This window comes from Streptomyces sp. NPDC059037 (genome assembly GCF_042740015.1).
In the GTDB taxonomy this organism is placed as follows: Bacteria; Actinomycetota; Actinomycetes; order Streptomycetales; family Streptomycetaceae; genus Streptomyces.
In genome coordinates this window covers 1-2,054 of the sequence record NZ_JBHYIG010000507.1, presented here as the reverse complement: position 1 = coordinate 2,054, position 2,054 = coordinate 1, and the positions used below count along the sequence as shown (strand labels likewise).

The window sequence follows — 2,054 nt, the reverse complement described above, 5'->3', positions numbered from 1 at the left end:
CCCCGAAGGGGCGCGGGGCTGGGACATGTGCGGCTCCGCCGCGTGGGCGCACCCAGCCACGGCAGAGCCGCAGTCGACGGACGGCACCCACCTGGCGCTTCCCGCGGAGCGCCTAGTACCCGTCATCCAGCAAGCGCGGGGGCGAGCTCGCGCCACTGAGGCAGCGGCAGCGCACCGGGTTCACCGGTGAGCACCTGTACGCAGACGTGGTCCGCGCCGGCCGCGAAATGTTGCTCCACGCGCGCGTGGAGGGCGTCGACATCTCCGTAGGCGACGATCGCGTCGACCAGGCGACGGCTCGGCCCGCCCACCGTGTCCTCGTCGCCGAAGCCCATCCGTCGTACGTTCGCGGCCTGGTGGGGAGCGTTGGCGATGTAGCCCGCGACATGCTGGGCGGCCACTTCGCGGGCCCGCTCGATGTCCGTGTCCAGTACGACGGCCTGCTCGACGCCCAGGAACGCGTCCGGCCCCATGATCTTGCGCGCCAGCGCGGTGTGCTCGACGGTCACGAAGTAGGGGTGGGCGCCCCAGGTGCGTTCCGCCGCGAGCCCCAGCATCTTGGGGCCGAGGGCTGCGAGGACCCGGCGGGGCGCGGGGTCGGGGACAGGGCCGTTCACGGGGGCGGCGTCCATCGCGTCCAGATAGCGGCGCATGGTCGTCAACGCCTTGCCGCGTGTGGGGATGGGGAAGCCGTCCACTTCGGGGACGGTGTCGTCGACCCGGTGGCCACCGAGGCCCAGGAGATAGCGCCCCGGGAACGCCTCCCCCAGGGTGCGCTCCGCCGTCGCCATGGCGAGCGGCTCCCGGAAGGCGATGTTGGCGATGCCGGACGCGACGACGATGCGCCGCGTCGCCCCGAGGAGCAGCCACGCCTGCCCCACCGCGTCCCGCCCGAACGCCTCCCCGTACCAGATCGCCCCGTACCCCAACTCCTCGATCTCCGCCGCCGCTTCACGCACCCGCCCGGCGGGGTGCCCTTCGAAGTCGAAGGTCCAGATACCAACACGTCCCGGCGAACCGGTCATCCGCACTCCCCTGACCATCATCCGTAATCCGGAGAACCTCTCCGGATCTGATCGGCCGCTACGATACGGAGAAGTTCTCCGCATAGCTAGTACCGGTCGGCCGGGAACGCTCCGCGCGGGAGGAGAGGATGGGGCCATGGCTGACGACGACACCAGGGCACGCGGGGCCGCGAGACAGCCCCGCGCGGACGCGCGCAGGAACCGCGAGCGGATCTTGGAGGCGGCGCGGGAGGCGTACGCGGAGGCGGGCCCCGAGGCGTCGCTGAACGAGATCGCCCGCCGCGCGGGGGTGGGCCCCGGCACGCTCTACCGGCACTTCCCCAGCCGTGCCGCGCTCCTGACGGCGGTGCTCAAGGACCGCGTGGAGGCACTGTGCGGCCGCACCGACGAACTCCTGGCCGCGGACTCCGCGGACGACGCCCTGGACGACTGGCTCCGCGCGTTCCTGGCGCACGCGCGCGTGAACCAGGGCCTGGGCGGCGCCTTGCTGATCGAGGAGCTGGAGACCCCGGACGCCCTGGGCTTCGACTGCCACCAGCGCATCCACGACACCGCGTCGAGCCTGCTGACCCGGGCCCAGACGGAGGGCACGGCCCGCAAGGACCTGCTCACCGCCGACATGATCCAACTGGTGGTGGGCATCGCCGTTTCCACCCCCCACTCACCAACGGACCCGACCCAGCCGGACCGCCTCCTGGCCCTGGCACTGTCCGCGATCCACGCCTCCTGACACCGGCTCCGGCTCCGGCTCCGGCTCCGGCTCCGGCTCCGGCTCCGGCTCCGGCTCCGGCTCCGGCTCCGGCTCCGAAGCAATGCACCGCGCGACGCCGACGCCGCAAACGGACCCGACCCAGCCAGACCCCCTCCCGACCCCAACCCCGTCCGCGACCCACACCCCCTGACACCAACCCCCACCCCGGAGCAACACACCACACGACACCGACACCACAAACCGACCCAACCCAGCCAGACCCCCTCCCAACCCCGTCCGCGACCCACACCCCCTGACACCAACCCCCACCCCGGAGC

Annotated in this window: 2 protein-coding genes; one reads left to right on the top strand and one right to left on the bottom strand. The window is 72.6% G+C overall.

The window, feature by feature from the left end; translation table 11 throughout:
* Positions 1–122 precede the first annotated feature (122 nt).
* A complete protein-coding gene (locus ACFWY6_RS45210) occupies positions 123–1,025 on the bottom strand; it encodes a TIGR03620 family F420-dependent LLM class oxidoreductase (protein WP_384703706.1) in 903 nt (300 codons plus the stop codon).
* 136 nt (positions 1,026–1,161) lie between these two features.
* Here ACFWY6_RS45210 and ACFWY6_RS45205 point away from each other — a divergent pair, with 136 nt between their 5' ends.
* Entirely contained in the window at positions 1,162–1,755 is a 594-nt protein-coding gene (locus ACFWY6_RS45205) for a TetR/AcrR family transcriptional regulator (RefSeq protein WP_384703703.1), read from the top strand.
* Positions 1,756–2,054: the final 299 nt, after the last annotated feature.